We start from the raw sequence: 20,231 nt of genomic DNA, 5'->3' as shown, positions 1-20,231 counted from the left end.
CGTGAGGGTAAAAATGCACTGCTTAGGTACGTACTCGAGCCGGACGAAAAACCGAATCGGAGGCAACGAATTGATCGACCGCGATTCACAGATTGCTGTCACGCTGGCACAAAGGCTGCTTGGTGTAAGTGTGGCTGTTCTTTTTTGCAGCCGCCCAGTCTGAGTAGAAGCAGTCAGGAACCTGCCGTGCTTGCGGTAGTTTCGGGTCATTGCTCAGTTGTCGGCCGGACGGCGGTTGGCGACATCGAGGCAATGGCTTTCGCGGCCGCCATGGTAGTGCTCGCCCCATCCTGTCCGGTCCTAATCCCTCAGAATGTTCTGCCTGGGAGGCATTGATGACCACCACTACCAAGAAATACGACCTGAAAGAACTCAACCTGGAAACCACTTTTGGCGGTATGGGAAAGGAAATCGACCGTGACGTACCGGTGATTGACCTCACCGACTTCGAGCACCGTCGACAAGAGATTACTGAGCAGCTATGGATTGCTGCCACCGAGGTAGGCTTCTTCCAGTTGGCCAACCACGGACTGGAACTGGCGGTAGTTCGTAAAGCGTTCCAGGTATCAGAGCGCTTTTTTGAACTCCCAGAAGGTCAGAAGTCGCAGTATCCGCTGAAAAAAGGCCTCAATGCCGGCTGGGAATTTATGTCCCAGGTGCGGCCCTCTACCGGCACAGCTGACCAGAAGGAGTCCTTCCAAATTACCTTGCCGCACATGGACGACCTCTGGCCCAACCAGACAATCGTGCCGGAGTTTCACAGAGTAATGCTGGATATGGAGTATCAGGCTTGGCAGCTGGGCATGAAGGTGCTGTCCTGCTTTGCAGACCGCCTGGGATTTGCGCGAGATTTCTTCACGCAGGCTCATGATCGGGCCCTGCCGGACTACCAAAGCACCCTTCGGCTACTCCATTATCTGCCCTTGGCGGATGAGGCTGGGCTGGATGAATCCATCTGGCGGGCTGGCGCGCATACCGATTTTGACTGTCTCACCATGGTCTTCCAGCAAACGGGCCAGGGCGGGCTACAGGTGAGCCCGGGAAAGGATGCAGAAGGAAAGGGCGATGAACGGGAATGGTTCAGTGTGCTGCCGAAAGACGACCTGATTACCTGCAACATCGGCGACATGCTGATGCGGTGGAGCGATGACCGCCTCAAGTCCACCCTCCACCGCGTGCGAATGCCCAGACCGGGCGAATACAACGGCTCTCGCTACAGCCTGGCTTTCTTCTGCCAGGCCAACAAGGACGTCATGATCGAAAGTCCGCAGGGCAAATACCCGCCCATTTCCGCCCGGGATTACCTGTTGCAGCGGATCAAAGCGAACTTTGACGCGGCTGCAGAAAAGGCCGAGTCGCAGAAGCAGTAGGATCCATTTACAGTGGCCCCCTCGTTTGGGGCCTACTGCTTTGTTCTTTCCTCCCTTCGGCGTTGAGAATCAAACCACGGCGTTTTGTAGCCGATTATTTTGACTGCTGCCGGCTTATCAACCACTGGCCAAGCTGTTGTCGCTCTTCCTCGGACATGCTGGTGGTATTGCCCAAGGGCATGTAATGGGTGACCACGGCCGCTTGGCGTACCTGAGCCCCATGACTGTCGAGCATGGACAGTTCATCCAGCACGATGCCAGCCGGCGCGGCCTGGAAGGCTGGGTGTGACGGCTGACTGCTATGGCAGCTGGTGCAGTGTTTTTCCAGTATTTGGGTGACGGTCGTGTCGGAGATCCGGGTCACAGCATTTGCCGTACTTGCCCCAGCTCCCGTATCTGGGGCGACAAACCAGATTAACGCCGCCGCCAAGCAGGCTGATACAACGAGAATCGACGGGCGGTTGACGCCGCGATGCCTGAGGTTGAAAAAGTGACGAGCGAAAGCGGTGATAAAACCGATCGCTGCCAGGATCGCCCAGCCCCAGGGGTGACTGTAAAGCATCGGGTAGTGGTTGCTGATCATGATGAACAACACGGGCAGCGTCAGATAATTATTGTGGGTAGAGCGCAGCTTGGCCAAAGCCGCCAACCGGGCCACCTTGGGATCCGGTTCGCCACCCTGGGTCACTGAGTCTACCAACGCTCGCTGGGAGGGGATGATGCCCAGGAACACATTGGCCACCATTATGGTGCCGATGATGGCCCCCACGTGGATGAATGCGCCCCGGCCCGAGAACAGCTGAAACAGGGCCCAGGCGGCGAAGACCAAAATAGCGTAAAGCACCAGGCCGAAGGCCTTGCCGTTTTGGGCCAGAGGGCTCCGTATCAGTCCCTCGTACAGCGCCAGCGCGAAAGCGATGACGCCCAGGCCGATAGCGGCGGCCGTGGCCATGCTTATGTCGGCCTTGCCGGCATCGAGCAGATAGCCCGGCGATCCCAGATAGTACACAACAAAAAGTAGGGCCATGCCGCTCAGGAACGTGCTGTAGGCCTCCCACTTAAACCAGTGCAGTTCTCCGGGCATTTTTTCGGGCCCCAGATGGTACTTGGCAACCTCATAGAAGCCGCCCCCATGAATGGCCCAGAGGTCACCCTTTATGCCTTTCTGTTTCTTCCACGTGGGCGGCTCCCGCAAGTGGTTGTCCAGCCAGATGAAGTAGAACGAGGCGCCGATCCAGGCGACTCCGGCGATAAGATGAAACCAGCGGACCAGCAGGGCCAGCCATTCGTGCAGATAGGCCGCCATGGATCAGGCTCCTTGTTTGGAATAGTTAGAGGTGAGTGCGACGCTGGGGAGGAACGCCGGCGCTGGCGGGCGCCGATACTGGCAAGTACCGGCCACAAAGGTGGCGGTAACGGCGCGGTCGTCACCCAGGATCATCAGATCGAACAGCGTTTCCGCCAGGGTCTGGCTGTGCGTCTTCTTCATCGCCAACAGAGGGCCGCGAGACGGGTCCAGTACGACAAAGTCGGCATGGCGACCGGGCTGGAGGCTGCCGGTGTCGTGATCCTGATGCAACACCCGAGCATTGCCCAGGGTCGCCAGATAGAACGCCTGCCAGGGTGTCAGAGTCTGACCCTGCAGACGACAGACCTTATAGGCTTCGCCCATGGTAGCCAGCATCGACAGGCTGGTGCCGCCACCGACGTCCGAAGCCAGGCCGACGTTTATGCCCGCCTCCCGGGCTCGTCGGAAGTCGAACAGGCCGCTGCCCAAGAAAGTATTCGAGGTGGGACAGAAGGCGATGCGGGCGCCGGTCTCTTTCAGCCGCTTGCGGTCCCCGTCGTCGATGTGGATGCCATGGGCGAGTACCGTGTGATTCCCGAGCAGTCCGTAGTGGTCGTATACGTCGAGGTAGCTGGCACGTTGCGGGAACAGTTCACGGATCCATTGGATCTCCCCGAGATTCTCGGCCCAGTGGGTCTGCACCAGCGCTTGCGGAAACTCGCCGGATAGTTTTCCGGCCAGACTCAGCTGTTGGGGGCTCGACGTGGCGGCAAAGCGGGGAGTAATGGCATACCGTTGCCGGCCCCGTCCATGCCATTTCTCCAGGAGCCGGTGGCTCTCCTGGTAACTGGTCTCGGGGGTATCGATCAGGTCGTCCGGCGCGTGACGGTCCATCATCACTTTACCAGCGGTCAGCCCCATACTGCGGGCCTCGGCCGCTTCGAACAGGGCCTCTACCGAATTGGCGTGGGAGGTACAGAAGACCAGACCGGAAGTAGTGCCGTGCGCCAGCAACAAATCAGCAAACCGGTGAGCCTCAGTCCGGGCCCAATCCCTATCGCTGAAGCGGGCCTCATGGGGAAAAGTATAGGTCTCAAGCCAGTCTAATAGTTGCGTGCCATAGCTGGCCATCACGCCCAGCTGTGGCATGTGGACATGGGTATCAATAAAGCCTGGGAGGATCAGCCCCTCCTGCCAGTGCGTCACGGGTGTCGTTGGCGCCAGTCTGGGCAGCAGCTCCCGGGCCTGGCCTGTGGCCAAGACCTTGCCATGGTGTATCAGCAACAGCCCGTCTTCGAGGTATTCGGTCGCGCCGAGGGCCGGCTCGGGCTCATTGCCCGGATCCTCGAGAAAATGTAGCAGGGCGCCGCGATGGGCCTCGCAGTCGACGGGAAAGCGGACGTCGGTAGTTCGGATCATCAGCTTCCCCGGTAGGTTGAGTAGCCCCACTGATTCATCAGGAGCGGTACGTGGTAGTGGGCGTCCGGGTCGACGACGTGGAAATCCAGGGTGACCTCCGGGTAGAAGGTGTTCAGGTTGCGTGCGTGGTACCACGCGCCCGTGGCGAAACGCAGCCGGTAGTGGCCGCGTTCGATGGGGCCACGAAACCAGGACATGAGGCGGCCATCGTCGTCGGTGGCGGCATCGGCGATGAGCTTTGCGCCGTTCTCCAGCACCTGTTCCAGGGCGACCCTCACGCCAGCGGCCGGCCGACCGCCACCAAGGTCGAGGATATGAGTCGTCACGGGGCTCCTGTCGGTCATACCAATTTCTCCAGTCTCAGTTCAGCGATTTTTGCCTGTTCCCGGGCCGCATTCCCCAGTTCCATCTTGCGGCTATTGGCCAAACGGGTTTCCAGTAGGGTTAGCATCTCCTCCGCTGATTTTCCGGTGGCGCAGACAATGAAGATGAACCCAAATTTCTCCAGGTAGGCATCGTTTTGCACCTTGAGCCGTTGCAGGAGCTCTTCCGGGGCCTGCCGCGCTCCGGCCTGTTCACCGCTGGCCAGCGACCGGGTAGAGGCATACTTCTGGCGCAGGCTGTCTATGTCGCCGATACGGGGGTGGGCTTCAAAGGCCTGTAGCCAATCCTCTTCTGTAAGGCTGGGCCAAAGGGCGTGGCTCTGATTCAGCATGGCCGTGGGGTTGGAGTAGGGGCGGCCATCGACCATGCCACGGACCCAGGTTCCGGCAGCGCAGCAGTTGTGGAATGCCTCTTTGGCATGGCGTTCGGGCAGGTCGTTCAATTCTTCCAGGCTCATTCTGTGCGCTCTCCGGATTCGGTTTTCTGGATCAGGCCGCGCAGTTCTTTCCAGGGCAGGCCCCTTCGCTGCGCGGTGCCTGTGGTGGCGGTCGTCAGCGCCAGGAGTTCAGAGGCGATAGATACGGCCACCTCCATGGGGCGCTTGCCGGGCACGTCGGCGCGGCCCACGGGGCAGCGGATACGGCCGATGTCGGCGGTGGCGTAACCGCGGTGCTCCAGGCGGTGACGAAAACGCTCTGCCTTGGTGTTGGAGCCGATCAGGCCGATACCGGCACAGGTGGCGCTGTCGAGCAGCGCCCGGCATAAGTCAAAATCGAGCTGATGGTTGTGGGTCAGGATCAGCACTTGCTTGCCGCTGCACAGCATCGGTGCATCGCCGACCGGGTCATCGGTGCGGTGAACGTGGACATTGGCGGGAACCTCGGCGGGAAACTGGTCCGCCCGTTCATCGACCCAGGTCACGCGCCAGGGCAGTTCGCCGAGAATGGTGACCAGCGCCCGAGCGACATGGCCAGCGCCGAAGATCACAAGCTGTTGTTCGCAGCCGGGGTGAGCTTCCAGCAAGACTGATACACTGCCGCCGCAACACTGCCCGAGGCTGGCGGCAAGGGGAAAGTGAGCCAGTTCGCTGGTGTAATCGGCCCTCGCCAGACGCTCACGGGCCTGCTGACAGATACGGTACTCCAGGTGGCCGCCGCCGACGGTGTCATAGCTGTGGTCGCCAGTTACTACCATCTTGCTGGCCGGCTCCCGAGGCACGGAGCCGGTGACGCCCAGTATGGTAACCAGCGCATACGGAATGCCGGTCTGTTCACAATGGGCCACAGCCTGGTACCAGTTCAATCGCCGCTCCATCACGCGTGCTCCTGCTGGTCGTCCAGCCAACGCTGACTGGCAGAAACTGCGGCCAGAACCCGTTCCGGGGTCGCCGGAGTGTCAAGCCTCGGGCTGTAGCGATAGTCGGTCAGGCTGGCCACGGCATTCCTGAGCGCACTCCAGACAGCGATTCCCAGCATCAGCGGCGGTTCACCCACGGCCTTGGAGTGGAACACAGTGGCTTCACGGTTCGGGCTTTCCGGTACCAATGCCACGCGCAGGTCCGGCGGACAGTCAGACACTGCCGGTATCTTGTAAGTGGCCGGGCCCGTGGTCAGTAGCCGGCCTTCATCGCTGTAGACCAGTTCTTCAGTGGTGAGCCAGCCCATGCCTTGGATGAAGCCACCTTCAATCTGGCCGATGTCGATCTCCGGGTTCAGGGATCGACCGGCGTCCTGGAGAATGTCGGTGCGCAGCACGCGGTATTCACCAGTGAATGTGTCGATCAACACCTCGGAGCAGGCAACGCCATTGGCATAGTAGAGAAACGGGCGACCCGTTCCGGTCGCCGGGTCATAGTGAATCTTGGGGGTCGCGTAGAAGCCGGAGGACGAGAGTGAGATGCGGTTCATATAGGCCGCCCGGATCACGTCTGCCCAAGGTAAGGACTTGCTGCCTATCACCACCTGGTTATTCACGAACGAAACCTGTTCCGCTGGCACAGACCAGTGGTGCGCGGCGAAGGCGGTCAACCGTGCACGAATCTTCTCGCATGCGTCCAGTGCAGCCATGCCATTAAGGTCGGATCCGGAAGAAGCGGCGGTTGGTGAGGTGTTGGGCACCTTGTCGGTGCGGGTGGCGGATACCTTTATGCGGTCAAGGTCCACCTGGAAGGCGGAAGCCACTACCTGGGCCACCTTGATGTAGAGACCCTGCCCCATCTCAGTCCCGCCATGGTTCACCTCAATGCTGCCATCGGTATAGATGTGGACCAATGCGCCGGCCTGGTTCAGATGCTTGGCGGTAAAGGAGATACCGAACTTCACCGGGGTCAGTGCCATACCACGCTTGAGTACGGGGCTGGAGCGGTTGAAGTCGATAATGTCCTGTCGGCGCTGGCGGTAATCTGAGCTGGCCTCCAGGCTGTCGACCATCTCCGGCAACAGGTGCTGTTCCACGGTCTGGCCGTAGTGGGTAACGTCCCGTCCGGGCCGATAGAGGTTGAGCTTGCGAATATCCAACGGGTCCCGGCCCAGGTAGCTGGCAATGTCATCCATCGCCTGCTCGATGACCATCATGCCCTGGGGACCGCCGAAACCGCGGAAGGCTGTGTTGGAGACAGTATGAGTTTTGCAGCGATGGCCGGTGACCCGGGCCTGGTCGAGAAAGTAGGCGTTGTCGGCGTGAAACATGGCTCGGTCGACAATAGCGTCAGAGAGGTCCGGCGAGTAGCCGCAGCGGCCGGCCACCATGATGTCGGCGCCGTGGATTAATCCGTTGCCATCGAAGCCGATGTCATACTTATTGTAGAAGTCGTGGCGTTTGCCGGTCTGAATCATGTCATCCGCGCGGGCGAGACGGTATTTCACGGGTCTGCCGGTAGCCCGGGCCAACAGGGCGGCGACACAAGCCAGGGGTGCCGCCTGGGTTTCCTTGCCGCCAAAACCGCCGCCCATGCGACGCACCTCCGCCTGTACCTCATGAATCGGCAGCCCCAGCACTTCCGCCACCAGCTTCTGCACTTCCGAAGGGTGCTGGCTTGAGGTGTGGACGAACACCCCGCGGTCTTCGGTGGGCTCCACCAGGCAGGCCTGACCTTCCAGGTAGAAGTGCTCCTGGCCGCCGACGTACTGCTCCCCCCGAAGGCGGTGGGGCGCTCGCGCCAGGGCATCATCCGGGTCACCGCGCTGTTGGGTCTGGCTGGGTCGCACGAAGAGCTGTTTTTCCAGGGCCTGGTCGACGGTGATGGCAGCTTCCATTGTTGCGTATTCCACCTTTGCCAGCCGGGCGGCTTTACGGGCGGCCAGATGACTGGTGGCTGCCACGGCAAAGATGGGCTGACCGATGTGTTCGACCAGGCCATCCGCCAGTACCGGGTCGCCGGGAAAGACCGGGCCTATATCCAGGTGGCCGGGTACGTCAGCAGCGGTAATCACCGCCACCACGCCCGGATAGGCGCTTACCTCACTCAGGTCCATACTCACAATGCGGGCATGCGCCTGGTCACTATGACCCACGGCGGCATGGAGCAGGCTCTCCGGCTCGGGTAGGTCGTCAATGTAACGGGCCTGGCCGCTGACGTGTTTCCAGGCGCTTTCGTGAATGGCGCTGGCACCAGCCAGACCGCGGGCGTTGCGGGCCGGAACGGGGACGTTCAGAGGAAGCTTACGCATAATCGGTCACCAGCATCGGTTCATCGTTATGACGGGGGTCGGACGCCAGCAGAGCCCGGCGCAACAGGTTGCCAGCCACCTGTAGGCGATAACCCGCCGAGGCGCGCACATCACTCAGGGGCTGGAAATCGGAGGCCAGAGCGGCTATGGCCCGAGCAACGCTGGCTTCGGTCCAGGGTTGGCCACACAGGGCGGTTTCGGCCGCCAGTGCCCGGGCTGGAGTGGCCGCCATACCGCCAAACGCCAGTCGACAGGCCACCACCTCGTTGCCATCAAGAGTTAGTTGAAAGGCGCCCAGAACCGCGGAGATATCGTCATCCAGCCGCTTGGAGACTTTATAGATGAACAGGCGCTGCCCCGGCTGGGCCATTGGCACGCGCACTGAATGAATAAACTCGCCGGGCTGCAGGTCGGTCTTCCGGTAACCCAGGAAGAACGCTTCCAACGGCAGCCGGCGTTCACCATCAGGCCCGTCCAGCACCAAGGTCGCGCCCAGCGCGATCAGCGGCGGCGGCATGTCGCCAATGGGGGACGCGTTGCCAATGTTGCCCCCGACGGTGCCCCGGTTGCGGATCTGCAGCGAGCCTAGCCGGCTCAGCATGCCATCGAACGCCGGCCACCGGTCCGAAATTGGTCGGTGGAACCGGCGGTAGGTTGTGGCGGCGCCGATAACCAGCTCGTCGCCTTCCACACGGCAGCCCGACAGCTCCGGTATCCGCTCGACACTGATCATGTGCTCCAGGGTCTTCAGCTGCTGGGTGATTTCTAGTGCCAGGTCAGTACCCCCGGCAATCAGACGCGCCTCGGGAAAACGCCCGCGAAGTTTCCGCAGTTCGTCCAGCGTCTGTGGCGCGTCGTAGCGTGGCCCGTCGGGTAATGACAGACCTACGCCAGTGCTCAAGGTGGCCTCCAAAGCCCGTTTTTCCTGCACCAGACACGCCGCCGGATGTGTTTCGTCGTCCGGTGACCAGGCCTGGACCAAGGCCTCGCGCCCGGCAGCGACGATCGGTCGATAGCCGGTGCAGCGGCACAGGTTGCCAGAGAGCGCCTCAAGGATAGCTCGTTCGCTGCTGGCGTCCGGTTGCCCGCTGGCGTGCAACGCCACCAGAGACATCACAATACCTGGCGTACAGAAGCCGCACTGGGCGCCGTGCTGTTCCATCATGGTTTGCTGTACCGGATGACCGGGCTCCTGCCTGAAGGCCTCGATGGTGATCAACTGTTTCCCGTGCAGGCTGCCTATAAGGCTGATACAGCTGTTTACCGCTTCATGCTGAAATTTGCCCGACTGGTCAGGAGTTCCGATGATAACGGTACAGGCGCCGCAGTCTCCGGAGGCGCACCCCTCTTTCGTGCCAGTAAGCCGCATTTTGGTGCGTAGCCACTCCAGAATGCTCAGGTTTGGGTCGACTTGGTCAAGTTTTTGAGGGCGTCCGTTGAGTACGAATTCGATCACGCTTCTCTCCGTATCCAGGCAGTAGGCAAGGTCTGGGAGGCTACCCCCTCTTACAGAAACCGGGGCGGGCCGACTTATACCCGGGATTCTGCAAAAATCTGACCAAATGGTTTGTTTATTGTTTTTTTGGGCTGATATTAATAATTGGCAAACATATTGCTCGTCCTTCAAATGTTGATTGCATGGTCAGTTTTGCGGCCAGTTACCTGATTGAGCGATATGAGGCTGTCTATGAGTGCAGCGCTACGGCTGAAGTTGGAGGACATCGTTAAGGACTATCCCGGATGCCGGGCCAACGACGGTGTTGATCTAGCCGTGGAGGCAGGGCAGATCCATGCTCTGTTGGGTGAGAATGGCGCTGGAAAAAGCACGCTGATGAAAGTGATCTACGGCCTGGTTCAGCCGGATCAGGGCCGGATAATCTGGAACGGTCATGCGGTAAAGGTAGATAGCCCAGCCCGGGCCCGGGAGCTGGGTATCGGCATGGTGTTTCAGCACTTTTCCCTATTCGAAACCCTGACCGTGGCCGAGAACATTGCACTCGGGCTCCCGGCGAATCAGGCCCGCGATCGCCGTCGACTGGCGCAGCGGATCCGTGAGGTATCCGAATACTACGGAATGGCGCTGGACCCTCGCCGGTTTGTCAGCACGCTATCGATGGGAGAGCGACAGAGGGTGGAAATCGTCCGCTGCCTTATTCAGGAAAGCACGCTGTTGATACTGGACGAGCCTACCTCGGTGCTTACGCCACAGGAAGTTGCGTCCTTATTCGCCACGCTTCGCCAGTTGGCAAAGGGCGGCTGTAGCATTCTCTTTATTAGCCACAAGCTGGAAGAAGTTCGTAGCCTTTGCGACACCGCCACGGTGCTCCGACAGGGCCGAGTCAGTGGCGAATGCCGACCGGCAGAGGTTTCTACCCTAGACATCGCCCGTCTTATGGTGGGGGATGACACGCCTGTTTCCACCCGAGTAGATGCGGCCGAGCCCGGCGAGGCCCTCCTTGAGGTGAATGCGCTGTGCTGGAAGAGCGCCGACCCGTTTGGGGCCAGCCTGGCCGATGTGAGTTTTTCCTTGCGGCAGGGTGAAATCGTGGGCATCGCCGGGGTAGCAGGCAACGGTCAGGACGAACTGCTGAAGGCGTTATCAGGCGAAGTCAAAACCTCGGACGGGGAAATCCGTCTGGCGGGGCACGCCATCGGCGGGCTGTCACCCGCTCAGCGCCGGCGGCTAGGTATGGCTGTTGTTCCGGAGGAGAGACTTGGTCGCGGCGCGGTACCAGAATTGTCGCTAGCAGCCAACGCTCTGCTGACAGCGTCCAGTCAGGGGCTGGTACAAAAGGGCTTGATCCGCTTTGCCAGGGTAAAGGCGTTCGCCCGTGAGGTGATAAACGATTTCGGCGTGCGCTGCAACGGCGAGGAAAGCCCCGCGGGCAGCCTCTCCGGCGGCAATCTGCAGAAGTACATTATCGGTCGCGAAGCCCTCCAGAGTCCGCGCCTGCTCGTGGCGTCCCATCCAACCTGGGGTGTGGATGTCGGCTCCGCCGTGGCTATCCATGAGGCGCTGGTCCGGCTACGAAATAGCGGTACGGCGGTGCTGCTGATATCCGAGGATCTGGACGAGCTGTATCAGCTATGTGGCCGCCTCGGCGCCCTCTGTAACGGTCGGTTGTCGCCCTTGGCCCCCACGTCGGGTGTCAGTATCGAACAGTTGGGGCGCTGGATGGCGGGCGACTTTAGCCGCGACGAGGTCGCTGATGCTGCAGCTTGAGCGTCGTGCCGTCGATTCCTCCCTGATGCGTTGGGCCTCACCCGCGCTGGCCTTGCTGTTAACGGTAATGACCGGCTTTGTGTTGTTTCTAGCCTTGGGGAAGGACCCAGTCAAGGCGCTGACGTTCTTCTTTATCACGCCCATCAGTGACGTACACGGTCTGGCAGAGCTGGGGCTAAAGATGGCGCCGCTGCTGTTGTGTGCCGCAGGACTTACAGTGTGCTATCGGGCAAAGCTCTGGAACATCGGAGCGGAAGGGCACTTCCTGATGGGCGCTCTTGGTGCCAGCGCGATGGCTGTGTGGCTGCTGGAGGCCGACGGTTTCTGGGTTCTGCCGCTGGTGCTCGGCGCAGGTTTGATGGTGGGCGCGTTTTGGGCGGCCATCCCCGCGTTCCTGAAAACCCACCTGCACTGTAATGAAATCCTCACCACCATCATGCTCAATTACATCGCCCTGAACCTGCTGCTTTACATGGTTCACGGCCCCCTCAAGGATCCCTTCGGCTTCGGCTTTCCGCAGTCAGTTATGTTTGCCGATAGCGCTCTCCTGCCGGCCCTGATACCCGGTACCCGTCTTCACCTCGGCTTGGCGTTCGGATTGCTGGCCGGTGTGGCGGTGTGGTTCCTGTTCTCGCACAGCTTCATCGGTTTTCAACTCAAGGTGCTGGGTCAGGATACCCGAGCGGCGGCCTTCGCCGGCTTCGGTTCGCGCCGCCTGACCTGGTTTGCTTTTCTGGTCGGCGGCGCGACCGCTGGCCTGGCCGGGGCGTCGGAGGTGACTGGCCCCATCGGCCAGCTGGTGCCCCAGGTTTCGCCAGGCTACGGCTATACCGCCATTATTGTGGTCTTTCTCGGGCGCATGCATGCGCTGGGTATTGTGGCGGCTAGCGCCCTCATGGCACTGACATTTATCGGCGGCGAGATGCTGCAGATCGCAATGAATCTGCCAAAGGCGGTGACCGGCCTGTTCCAAGGGCTGCTGCTGTTCTACTTGCTTACCTGCGATGCCTTCATCCACTACCGCATCCGGCTGCGTAAGCCGGCCGTGACAACAGCCGGTGCGCCAGCTCTGGCTGCGCCGCAGGAGGCCTGACATGGATCTTCTGACCAATATCTTGGCCGCTACGGTCATCGCCGGCACGCCCCTGCTGCTGGTATCGCTCGGTGAACTGATCTGCGAGCGTTCCGGCGTCCTCAATCTGGGCCAGGAGGGCATGATGCTGATGGGCGCGGTAGCAGGCTTTGTCGCTACTCTAGCAACCGGCAGCCTTGCGGTCGGCTTAGCCGCTGCTGTATTAGCGGGCATAGCCATGTCACTGCTGTTCGCGCTCATGGCGGTCACATTGGCTGCCAATCAGTACGCCGCAGGGCTGGCCTTGACCATATTCGGTACCGGGTTGAGTGCGTTTGTCGGCGCCGGCTTCGTGGGACAGTCCATTGACGGCTTCGCAGCTGTTGCGATTCCCCTGCTAAGCGATATACCGGTTATCGGTAGGGTTCTTTTCAATCAGGACGTGCTGGTTTACACCTCGCTGGCTGCTTTTGCTGCTGTGCATGTCTTCCTTCGACATAGCCGGGGAGGTCTTTTACTGCGGGCCGTGGGTGAATCTGCCGATGCGGCCAATGCCAATGGTCTGCGGGTTTTGGCCGTGCGCTACCTGGCAGTGGCGTTTGGCGGCGGTATGGCAGGCTTGGCCGGTGCCTATCTCTCTCTCGCCTATACGCCCATGTGGACAGAGAACATGACCGCCGGACGCGGCTGGATTGCGCTCGCCCTGGTGGTCTTCGCTACCTGGCAGCCGAAAAGGGTGTTGCTTGGTGCGTACTTGTTCGGGGCGGCCAGCATCCTCCACCTCGTTTTGCAGGGGCTGGGCTGGGACAGCCCGACCGAGCTGCTGGCGATGCTGCCTTACGTGGTGACGATTCTGATGCTGGTCCTGCTGTCCTGGAATCCGGCCCGAACCCGACTGAATACGCCACTTTCCCTCGGTCAGCCATTCCGGCCCGGCCGCTAACAGCAACTGATGTTTTACATCTCAACGATAACCGAAGTAGTAACCATGAGGCTCAACCATGAACGCATTTCGTAAAACGCTGATTGCTGGCTGTGTTGCAGCAGCCTCCTTTGCCCCCGCGGCCCACGCTGAGAAATTTTTCGGCGCGTCAAGTATCTCTTTGCTACACAGCGCCGACTATCAGTACGTCGAGTTTGATCCAGATGGCGACGGCGGCAGTAAGGGAGAAGCTACTTACTTTACCTTCGAGAATTTGACTGTCCACAACTGGGGGGGAACATTTTTCTTCATCGACCGTGACCAGCCCCGGAGCAGCCGCGACGGAGAGGATAATGTTTATGGCGAGTTCGCACCGAGCCTCAGCGGCAGCTGGCTGACGGGCAAAGAATTGTCATTCGGCCCGGTCAAGGATGTCATGCTGGCGGCGCAGTACGAGTTTGGCGGCGGCACTGAGGCTAACAACTACCTAACCGGTTTTGGTCTGGCCTGGGACGTTCCCGCATTCACTTACTTCAATACCGGCTTTTACTATGTAAACAACAGCGAGATCAGTGACGACTGGCAGATGACTGTGAGCTGGGGTGTGCCTTTCAATTTGGGGCCGGCTCTCTTCCTGGTTGACGGTTATATCGACTGGTCCACCGCGGCCAGCGATCATAAGTCCGAATTCCAGTTCACTCCTCAGATCAAGCTTGACGTTAGCAACTTCTGGGGCGAGCCGGGTGTGCTCTTCGCGGGTGTCGAGTACCAGTACTGGAACAACAAGTTCGGGCTCGACGATACCCTTGTTGACACTCAAAGCTCTGTGAGCGCCCTGGTGAAATTCCACTTTTGATCCGTAACGGGATTCCGGCAGAATCACCCTGCCGGAATCCTGAACACATGGACAACAAGTGAGAATCCCATGACTTACAACCCAGTCGCAGATACGCCACTCGAAGGAACGACAATCAAAGCCGGCAACCGGAGGTACCGGCCTGGGAGAATACGTGAGCGTAATCGGGAAAAGATTCTGCAGGCTGCGGAGGAGGAGTTTGCCCAGCACGGGTTCCGGGGGGCAACCATCCAGAACATAGCCGAACGGGCAGGCTTGCCCAAGTCCAACGTGCTGTATTACTTCAGCAACAAGAAGCGGATGTACAGCGCCATGTTTGACGACATCCTGGCGCGTTGGAACAAGGTGTTCAGCGATATCAGTCCGGAGGACGACCCGGCCGAGGCCCTGTCGAACTTTATCCATACCAAAGTGGAGATGTCCCGGCGTTACCCGCTGGCATCGCGCCTGTTCGCCATGGAAATCATTCAGGGCGCCCCATTTTTGTTGGACCACTTGCGCACCAGCATGCGCGAATGGGTTCGGGGTCGGGCAGAGGTAATCCAGCGTTGGATTGACGATGGGCGCATGGCGGCAGTGGACCCGGTCCAACTGATCTTCCTGGTCTGGTCATCCACACAACATTACGCCGACTTCCAGGTTCAGATTCTGATGGTCGAGAACAAGGCCGAATACGAGAAGCGGGACTTTGACCATGCGGCTGAGTTTCTGACCGATGTGATCCTGAAGGGGTGTGGACTTGAGAAACCGACATGACTGAAGCAGAAAGCTATCCCAGGGACATGCGTGGCTACGGCGAGCATCCGCCGCATCCGCAGTGGCCCGATAATGCAAGAGTCGCTGTCCAGTTCGTGCTGAACTACGAAGAGGGCGGCGAGAACTGTGTGCTCCACGGTGACGACCATTCCGAGGCGTTCCTCTCCGACATCATCGGCGCCGACGCCTACCCAGACCGGCACATGAGCATGGAATCGCTTTATGAGTACGGCTCAAGGGCGGGCGTTTGGCGTATTCTGAAGGAGTTTCGCCGGCGAAAACTGCCGCTGACAGTCTTTGGCGTGACGATGGCTCTGGCCCGTAATCCGGAGGTGGTTAAAGCCTTCCTTGAGGATGGCCATGAAATCGCCTGTCACGGCATGCGCTGGATTCACTATCAATATATGAGTGCCGCGGAAGAGCGCCGCTATATGGGACTAGCCATCGACCAGCATACACGCCTCACCGGTGAGCCGCCCCTGGGCTGGTATACCGGCCGGGACAGCCCAAACACCCGCCGGCTGGTGGTGGAGCAGGGCGGCTTCGAGTACGACAGCGACTATTACGGTGACGACCTGCCATTCTGGACCACTGTGACGGGCGCCGACGGTGCCGACGTGCCCCACTTGGTGGTGCCTTATACACTGGAAGCTAACGACATGCGCTTCACCTCTCCCCAGGGCTTCAATTCCGGGGAGCAGTTTCTGCAGTACCTGAAAGACACCTTCGATGTGCTCTACAACGAGGGCGAGACCGCGCCGAAGATGATGTCTGTAGGCCTGCACTGCCGGATCATCGGTCGTCCAGGACGCTTCCGGGCTCTGCAGCGCTTCCTCGACTATGTGCAGCAGCACAATCAGGTGTGGATATGCCGTCGCATCGACATAGCGCGTCATTGGAAGCAGGTTCACCCCTACCAGAAAAAAACACCGGAGTAGAAGGATGAGTAGCGACGCGACGATAGCGGCGGTTGTGGAAGGGCCGGGTTTTACCCGTGAAGGGCTTAATCTGGCGGATGGCAGCCTGGGCGCGGCGGTGGTTGAGGTCACAGACGAGTTCTTTGCTCCCCGGGAGCGCATGCTGGCCCCCGGTCAGCCGGTATTCTACCCGGACCGCTTTGATGAACATGGCAAGTGGATGGACGGCTGGGAGACACGCCGGCGCCGTACAACTGGCCACGATTGGTGCATCATCCGCCTGGCCATGCCAGGGCTGCTGATGGGCGTGGACTTCGATACCAGCTTCTTTACCGGAAATTATCCCCCGGCAGTCGCATTGGACGCCTGCTTCAGCCCCGAAAACGACCCGGACGAGGCTAGCGCCTGGCAGCCCTTGATCCCCGCCATCGAGCTGAAGGGCAACGATCACCGCTTCTGCGGCATAAACAGCGATCAGCCCTGGACCCATCTACGGCTGCACCTATACCCGGATGGCGGTCTGGCACGCCTGAGGGTTTACGGTAAACCTTTTTGCGATTGGTCAAAGTTGTCTGCTGATGAGACGGTAAACCTACTAGCCCTGGAGCAGGGCGGCGACCAGGTGGCCTGGAGCGACGCCCACTACGGTGAGCCGCGTAAGCTGTTGCGTCCCGGCCGCGGCGTCAATATGGGGGATGGCTGGGAGACCCGGCGGCGGCGGGAACCGGGCAATGACTGGTGCATCCTGGCGCTGGGCCACAAGGGTATTGCGCAGCGTATCGAAGTGGACACGGCCCATTTCAAAGGCAACTTTCCTGCAGCCTGCTCCATCCAGGGCGCCAGTGTCGAACCCGGCGCGGGCACCGCACAGTCGCTGGTCACCCAGAGTATGTTCTGGCCGACGCTGATGGCGGACCAGCCGTTGACCGCCGACAGCATCCATCAGTTCAGCGAGCTGATTGAGCTGGGGCCAATCACGCACATTCGTTTCAATATCCTTCCCGACGGCGGGGTCAGCCGGCTGCGGCTATTTGGACGACCGGCACAGTGAGCGCGCTACGCGAGGTTGCGACAGAACCACTGACGCGGCAGGCCTTCGCGCCGTTTGGCGAGGTGATCGGCACGCACGGGGCGGACTCGTTCCCCATCAACCAGGGCAGGACCGAACGCTTCCATGCGCTCGCCACGGTGGAGCTGCTTGGTGTAAACGACCAGGGCATCCTCTCAATATTCCGGGGTCAGCCCCTCGAGCCGCTAGTGATTGCGCTGATGGAGCGGCATCCCTTGGGCAGCCAAGCTTTTGTGCCGATTAACCGAGGCCCTTTTGTGGCTGTTGTGGCGCCGCCGGGCCCTTTCGACGAGAACGAGATTCGTGTCTTTCTGGTCCCGGGCGACCACGGCGTGAGCTACCGGCCAGGAACCTGGCACGCGCCGCTACTGCCACTGCATGTCGATTCCGATTACCTAGTGGTTGATCGCCAGGGTAGCGGGCAAAACTGTGACGAAGTCACGCTCATGCGTCCGATAAAGCCTTGCTTCCGCTGAAGCATCGGTTTGCCGTGCTCCGGTCTGAAACCTGTCGCGATGAGATACCGCCAGCCAGTGTTGATTGCTTAGTAGGCTCCAAGAACAGTAATGGAGGCAGTATTTCATGAGCGCTTTTGCTATCTGCAACGTTGCTATCTTCACCATTGACCAAGGCAACCGCATTATTCCCGAGGGCACCCTGGTGGTGGAGGATGGCCGTATTGCCCAGGTAGGTGAGTCGGAACATGTGACCGTACCGATGTACTGCGAGGTGATTGATGGCCGTGGCTATGCCCTGCTGCCGGGCCTAATTGACTGCCATTCCCATTCCAGCCTGATGCGGGGTATCACTGAAAACATGCCGCTCATGGAGTGGTTGCCCTGGTACCAACTGGAGCACCGGGCAATGACGGAAGAATTTGCCTACCATTCGGCCCGCCTCTGTTACCTGGAGGCCTTGCAAAGCGGCACTACCTGCGTGATGGACATGTTTCGCTACATGGACCGCTGTGCCGATGCGGCTGCCGAACTGGGGCTGCGTGTTCAGCTCGCTCCTTACGTCGCCGACCGCCCGGGGAAGGATTTCTTCTCAACCCGGGAGGAGAACCGTCGCCTGATCAACAGCCACCACGAGGGCCAGCAGGGGCGGGTGCGGGTCTGGATGGGGCTGGAACACCTGTTTTACTGCTCCGGAGAGGCCTACCGGGAAGCCGCTAATCTGAGCCGCGAGTTCGGGGTGGGCATCCACACCCATGCCAGCGAACAGAAAGCAGAGGAGCTGGCGGTCACCGCCGACTTCGGGCGTCGTTCACTGGCGATGCTGGACCACTACGGCATCCTCGGGGAGCGTACCCTGTTGGCCCACTGTGTGTGGCTGAACGACGAAGAGATCGCTCGTATCGCCCATACCGGCACCAGCGTTGCCCATTGCCCGGTCAGTAACGCCAAGCTGGCTAGCGGTGTGGCGCCGGTACCGGAGATGCTTCGGGCCGGCGTGACCGTGGGCCTGGGTACGGACGGACCAGTATGCAACAACAGCCTGAGCCTATTCGAGGAAATGAAATTTGCGTCCCTGATTCAGAAAGCCACGCGTTTGGACGCCACCGTACTCCCAGCGGAACAGGTCCTGCGCATGGCGACCATTGACGGCGCGAAAGCGCTAAATCTGGATCATGAGATCGGCTCGCTGGAACCCGGCAAGAAAGCAGACCTGCTGATGCTGGACCTGGGAGGTGCCAATCTAACCCCGGTCAGCGTTGATGAGCAGGGGGGCAACCTGATCTGGAATCTGGTCTTTGCCGCCACCCCCGCCAACGTCGACTCGGTCTGGGTTGACGGCCACCAGCTGATCGCCGCAGGTCAGCCCGTCCGCGTCTCGGGCCGGAGCATCATTGTCGAGGCCCACGAGCAGGGCATGCGCTTACATGAGGCCTGCCGTAAGCTGGCCCATACCCGAATTGCCATGAACTGAAACCCGGAGGCAGAGCCATGCCATCTTTACCCCTGATTTCCATTGCTGGTCTGAACAGCGACGATTTTGCGGTGCGTCGGCAAACCGCCGCCGAACTAGGCCGGGCCTGCCGGGAGGTGGGTTTTTTCTACGCCACCGACCATGGTATTCCCGAGTCGGTGTTGCAAGCTGCGTTTGCTGGCGCCAGGGACCTATTCGGACTTTCGCCGGCCAAGAAAGAGGCTCTGTCCATCAAACGGTCGCCTCACAACCGGGGCTATGTCGCCATGGCGGATGAAAAACTTAACCCTGAGTCAGGTTCTGACATGAAAGAAGCGTTCAACATCGGAACCGACTTTCCCGAGGATCACCCCGACGTGGTGGCCGGCAAGCCATTCCGGGGCGTGAACTTCTGGCCACCGATCCCCGGCTGGCGCTCACAGGCTTTGAACTACTTCGATCACTGTCTGGAACTGGGGCGCACCAACCATCGCGGCTTCAGCTTGGACCTTGGGCTGAACGAAGATTTCTTCTCGTCACACCTCTCCCTGCCGATCGCGACGTTGCGCATGCTCCGATATCCGCCCAGCGCCGGCAAGATCGAGCGGGAGGATGGTGCTGCAGGGGCGCACACCGACTATGGCAACGTCACTATCCTTGCCACCGATGAGGTCGCGGGTCTGGAAGTGCTCAACCGCCAGGGCGAGTGGATCCAGGCTCCCTACGTGCCGGGAGCGTTCATCTGTAATATCGGCGACTGCCTGATGCGCTGGAGCAATGACACCTATGTTTCGACTCCCCATCGCGTCCGCCCGCCCGAAAGAGAGCGGTATGCGATTGCCTTCTTCCTGGAAGTGAACCCCGACTCGATTGTGGATCCTCGCGACACTGTTCCGGACCAGAAACCGAAGTATGAAGCGGTCACCTGTTCCGACTATCTTGCGTCACGGCTGAATGCGACCTATGAGCATCGGAAAACCTCATGAGGCCGGTGCTGATCTCATCACACTGACGTGGGCGGCGACGACTTTCCAGCCAGCGTCGAAACGGACCCAGGTCTGCATCTGGCGGCCCTGGTCTTCCGTTACCCCATCCCGGAACTGGGTGCTGACAGTGGCGAATGCATCCCCAAACGTTGTCACTAAGGTACCGTCCAGGACCCGCCCGGGCCCCACGGGTTGGCATTGTCGGCGGTAGGCCTTGATGGCTTCAGCTCCGTAGAGGTTCTCGGCAACCCCAAACCGTACGGTGAACTCCGAGGCCCAAAAATAACCGTCGAGTACGGCCAGGTCATTGTCGATCAGGGCCTTTTCATAAGCCTCGAACGCATGCGTGACGCTGGCAACGCAATCTGGAGCATTGATGGTGAGGTTCATCAT

Annotated in this window: 19 protein-coding genes; 11 read left to right on the top strand and 8 right to left on the bottom strand. The window is 60.3% G+C overall.

Annotated features, from left to right (window positions below; genetic code table 11):
• The first annotated feature begins 335 nt into the window (after positions 1-335).
• The gene (locus soil367_RS16775) at positions 336-1,370 is read left to right on the top strand and encodes an isopenicillin N synthase family dioxygenase (protein ID WP_136550178.1); all 1,035 of its coding nucleotides are present in this window, start codon (positions 336-338) and stop codon (positions 1,368-1,370) included.
• Positions 1,371-1,464: 94 nt separating this feature from the next.
• Here soil367_RS16775 and soil367_RS16770 read toward each other — a convergent pair whose 3' ends face one another.
• Genes soil367_RS16770 through xdhA form a run of 7 tightly spaced genes read right to left on the bottom strand, consistent with a single transcriptional unit; the run spans position 1,465 to position 9,585 of the window.
• A complete protein-coding gene (locus soil367_RS16770) occupies positions 1,465-2,676 on the bottom strand; it encodes a urate hydroxylase PuuD (protein WP_136550177.1) in 1,212 nt (403 codons plus the stop codon).
• A gap of 3 nt (positions 2,677-2,679) precedes the next feature.
• Positions 2,680-4,077 carry a guanine deaminase gene (guaD, locus tag soil367_RS16765; RefSeq protein WP_136550176.1) on the bottom strand — a complete coding sequence of 466 codons (1,398 nt, stop codon included), beginning with the start codon at positions 4,075-4,077 and terminating at the stop codon, positions 2,680-2,682.
• Positions 4,077-4,421: a hydroxyisourate hydrolase gene (gene uraH, locus soil367_RS16760; protein ID WP_136550175.1), complete on the bottom strand. Its 345-nt coding sequence runs from the start codon at positions 4,419-4,421 to the stop codon at positions 4,077-4,079. The genes guaD and uraH overlap by 1 nt, the downstream gene beginning before the upstream one ends.
• Positions 4,418-4,918, bottom strand: a complete 501-nt coding sequence (uraD, locus tag soil367_RS16755) for a 2-oxo-4-hydroxy-4-carboxy-5-ureidoimidazoline decarboxylase (protein ID WP_136550174.1) — start codon at positions 4,916-4,918, stop codon at positions 4,418-4,420. Before uraD ends, uraH begins: the two co-directional genes overlap by 4 nt.
• On the bottom strand, positions 4,915-5,775 hold the full coding sequence (gene xdhC, locus soil367_RS16750; RefSeq protein ID WP_136550173.1) for a xanthine dehydrogenase accessory protein XdhC: 861 nt from the start codon (positions 5,773-5,775) through the stop codon (positions 4,915-4,917). The genes uraD and xdhC overlap by 4 nt, the downstream gene beginning before the upstream one ends.
• A complete protein-coding gene (xdhB, locus tag soil367_RS16745) occupies positions 5,775-8,129 on the bottom strand; it encodes a xanthine dehydrogenase molybdopterin binding subunit (RefSeq protein ID WP_136550172.1) in 2,355 nt (784 codons plus the stop codon). The genes xdhC and xdhB overlap by 1 nt, the downstream gene beginning before the upstream one ends.
• Positions 8,122-9,585, bottom strand: coding sequence for a xanthine dehydrogenase small subunit (xdhA, locus tag soil367_RS16740; protein ID WP_136550171.1), 1,464 nt, complete (start codon positions 9,583-9,585; stop codon positions 8,122-8,124). The genes xdhB and xdhA overlap by 8 nt, the downstream gene beginning before the upstream one ends.
• 231 nt (positions 9,586-9,816) lie before the next feature.
• Here xdhA and soil367_RS16735 point away from each other — a divergent pair, with 231 nt between their 5' ends.
• The 10 genes from soil367_RS16735 to soil367_RS16690 all read left to right on the top strand — a co-directional run bounded on the left by soil367_RS16735 (position 9,817) and on the right by soil367_RS16690 (position 19,838).
• Complete coding sequence (locus soil367_RS16735) at positions 9,817-11,352, top strand: ABC transporter ATP-binding protein (protein WP_136550170.1); 1,536 nt, start codon at positions 9,817-9,819, stop codon at positions 11,350-11,352.
• A complete protein-coding gene (locus soil367_RS16730) occupies positions 11,339-12,445 on the top strand; it encodes an ABC transporter permease (RefSeq protein WP_172962378.1) in 1,107 nt (368 codons plus the stop codon). The genes soil367_RS16735 and soil367_RS16730 overlap by 14 nt, the downstream gene beginning before the upstream one ends.
• Position 12,446: 1 nt before the next feature.
• Entirely contained in the window at positions 12,447-13,367 is a 921-nt protein-coding gene (locus soil367_RS16725) for an ABC transporter permease (RefSeq protein ID WP_136550169.1), read from the top strand.
• 58 nt (positions 13,368-13,425) lie between these two features.
• A complete protein-coding gene (locus soil367_RS16720) occupies positions 13,426-14,202 on the top strand; it encodes an outer membrane protein OmpK (RefSeq protein ID WP_136550168.1) in 777 nt (258 codons plus the stop codon).
• 69 nt (positions 14,203-14,271) lie between these two features.
• A complete protein-coding gene (locus soil367_RS16715) occupies positions 14,272-14,958 on the top strand; it encodes a TetR/AcrR family transcriptional regulator (RefSeq protein WP_136550167.1) in 687 nt (228 codons plus the stop codon).
• On the top strand, positions 14,955-15,896 hold the full coding sequence (puuE, locus tag soil367_RS16710; RefSeq protein ID WP_136550166.1) for an allantoinase PuuE: 942 nt from the start codon (positions 14,955-14,957) through the stop codon (positions 15,894-15,896). The genes soil367_RS16715 and puuE overlap by 4 nt, the downstream gene beginning before the upstream one ends.
• A gap of 4 nt (positions 15,897-15,900) precedes the next feature.
• Positions 15,901-16,926, top strand: coding sequence for an allantoicase (gene alc, locus soil367_RS16705; RefSeq protein WP_136550165.1), 1,026 nt, complete (start codon positions 15,901-15,903; stop codon positions 16,924-16,926).
• Complete coding sequence (locus tag soil367_RS16700) at positions 16,923-17,420, top strand: ureidoglycolate lyase (RefSeq protein ID WP_136550164.1); 498 nt, start codon at positions 16,923-16,925, stop codon at positions 17,418-17,420. The genes alc and soil367_RS16700 overlap by 4 nt, the downstream gene beginning before the upstream one ends.
• 106 nt (positions 17,421-17,526) lie before the next feature.
• Complete coding sequence (locus tag soil367_RS16695; protein WP_136550163.1) at positions 17,527-18,873, top strand: amidohydrolase family protein; 1,347 nt, start codon at positions 17,527-17,529, stop codon at positions 18,871-18,873.
• A gap of 17 nt (positions 18,874-18,890) precedes the next feature.
• Positions 18,891-19,838: an isopenicillin N synthase family dioxygenase gene (locus tag soil367_RS16690; protein ID WP_136550162.1), complete on the top strand. Its 948-nt coding sequence runs from the start codon at positions 18,891-18,893 to the stop codon at positions 19,836-19,838.
• Here the strand turns inward: soil367_RS16690 and hpxZ are convergent.
• Entirely contained in the window at positions 19,833-20,231 is a 399-nt protein-coding gene (hpxZ, locus tag soil367_RS16685) for an oxalurate catabolism protein HpxZ (protein WP_136550161.1), read from the bottom strand. The two genes, soil367_RS16690 and hpxZ, sit on opposite strands and share 6 nt — an antisense overlap.

Source organism: Hydrocarboniclastica marina, assembly GCF_004851605.1.
Taxonomy (GTDB): domain Bacteria; phylum Pseudomonadota; class Gammaproteobacteria; order Pseudomonadales; family Oleiphilaceae; genus Hydrocarboniclastica; species Hydrocarboniclastica marina.
This window is presented reverse-complemented; position numbering and strand designations above follow the sequence as displayed.

Bases quoted from the DNA above. Each gene is read 5' to 3' on its own strand.
- soil367_RS16695 (WP_136550163.1), top strand. From the start codon at position 17,527: ATGAGCGCTTTTGCTATCTGCAACGTTGCTATCTTCACCATTGACCAA.
- soil367_RS16690 (WP_136550162.1), top strand. From the start codon at position 18,891: ATGCCATCTTTACCCCTGATTTCCATTGCTGGTCTGAACAGCGACGAT.
- hpxZ (WP_136550161.1), bottom strand. From the start codon at position 20,231: ATGATGAACCTCACCATCAATGCTCCAGATTGCGTTGCCAGCGTCACG.
- soil367_RS16720 (WP_136550168.1), top strand. From the start codon at position 13,426: ATGAACGCATTTCGTAAAACGCTGATTGCTGGCTGTGTTGCAGCAGCC.
- alc (WP_136550165.1), top strand. From the start codon at position 15,901: ATGAGTAGCGACGCGACGATAGCGGCGGTTGTGGAAGGGCCGGGTTTT.
- soil367_RS16770 (WP_136550177.1), bottom strand. From the start codon at position 2,676: ATGGCGGCCTATCTGCACGAATGGCTGGCCCTGCTGGTCCGCTGGTTT.
- soil367_RS16730 (WP_172962378.1), top strand. From the start codon at position 11,339: ATGCTGCAGCTTGAGCGTCGTGCCGTCGATTCCTCCCTGATGCGTTGG.
- uraH (WP_136550175.1), bottom strand. From the start codon at position 4,421: ATGACCGACAGGAGCCCCGTGACGACTCATATCCTCGACCTTGGTGGC.
- soil367_RS16715 (WP_136550167.1), top strand. From the start codon at position 14,272: ATGACTTACAACCCAGTCGCAGATACGCCACTCGAAGGAACGACAATC.
- xdhB (WP_136550172.1), bottom strand. From the start codon at position 8,129: ATGCGTAAGCTTCCTCTGAACGTCCCCGTTCCGGCCCGCAACGCCCGC.
- puuE (WP_136550166.1), top strand. From the start codon at position 14,955: ATGACTGAAGCAGAAAGCTATCCCAGGGACATGCGTGGCTACGGCGAG.
- soil367_RS16775 (WP_136550178.1), top strand. From the start codon at position 336: ATGACCACCACTACCAAGAAATACGACCTGAAAGAACTCAACCTGGAA.
- guaD (WP_136550176.1), bottom strand. From the start codon at position 4,077: ATGATCCGAACTACCGACGTCCGCTTTCCCGTCGACTGCGAGGCCCAT.
- uraD (WP_136550174.1), bottom strand. From the start codon at position 4,918: ATGAGCCTGGAAGAATTGAACGACCTGCCCGAACGCCATGCCAAAGAG.
- soil367_RS16725 (WP_136550169.1), top strand. From the start codon at position 12,447: ATGGATCTTCTGACCAATATCTTGGCCGCTACGGTCATCGCCGGCACG.
- soil367_RS16735 (WP_136550170.1), top strand. From the start codon at position 9,817: ATGAGTGCAGCGCTACGGCTGAAGTTGGAGGACATCGTTAAGGACTAT.
- xdhC (WP_136550173.1), bottom strand. From the start codon at position 5,775: ATGGAGCGGCGATTGAACTGGTACCAGGCTGTGGCCCATTGTGAACAG.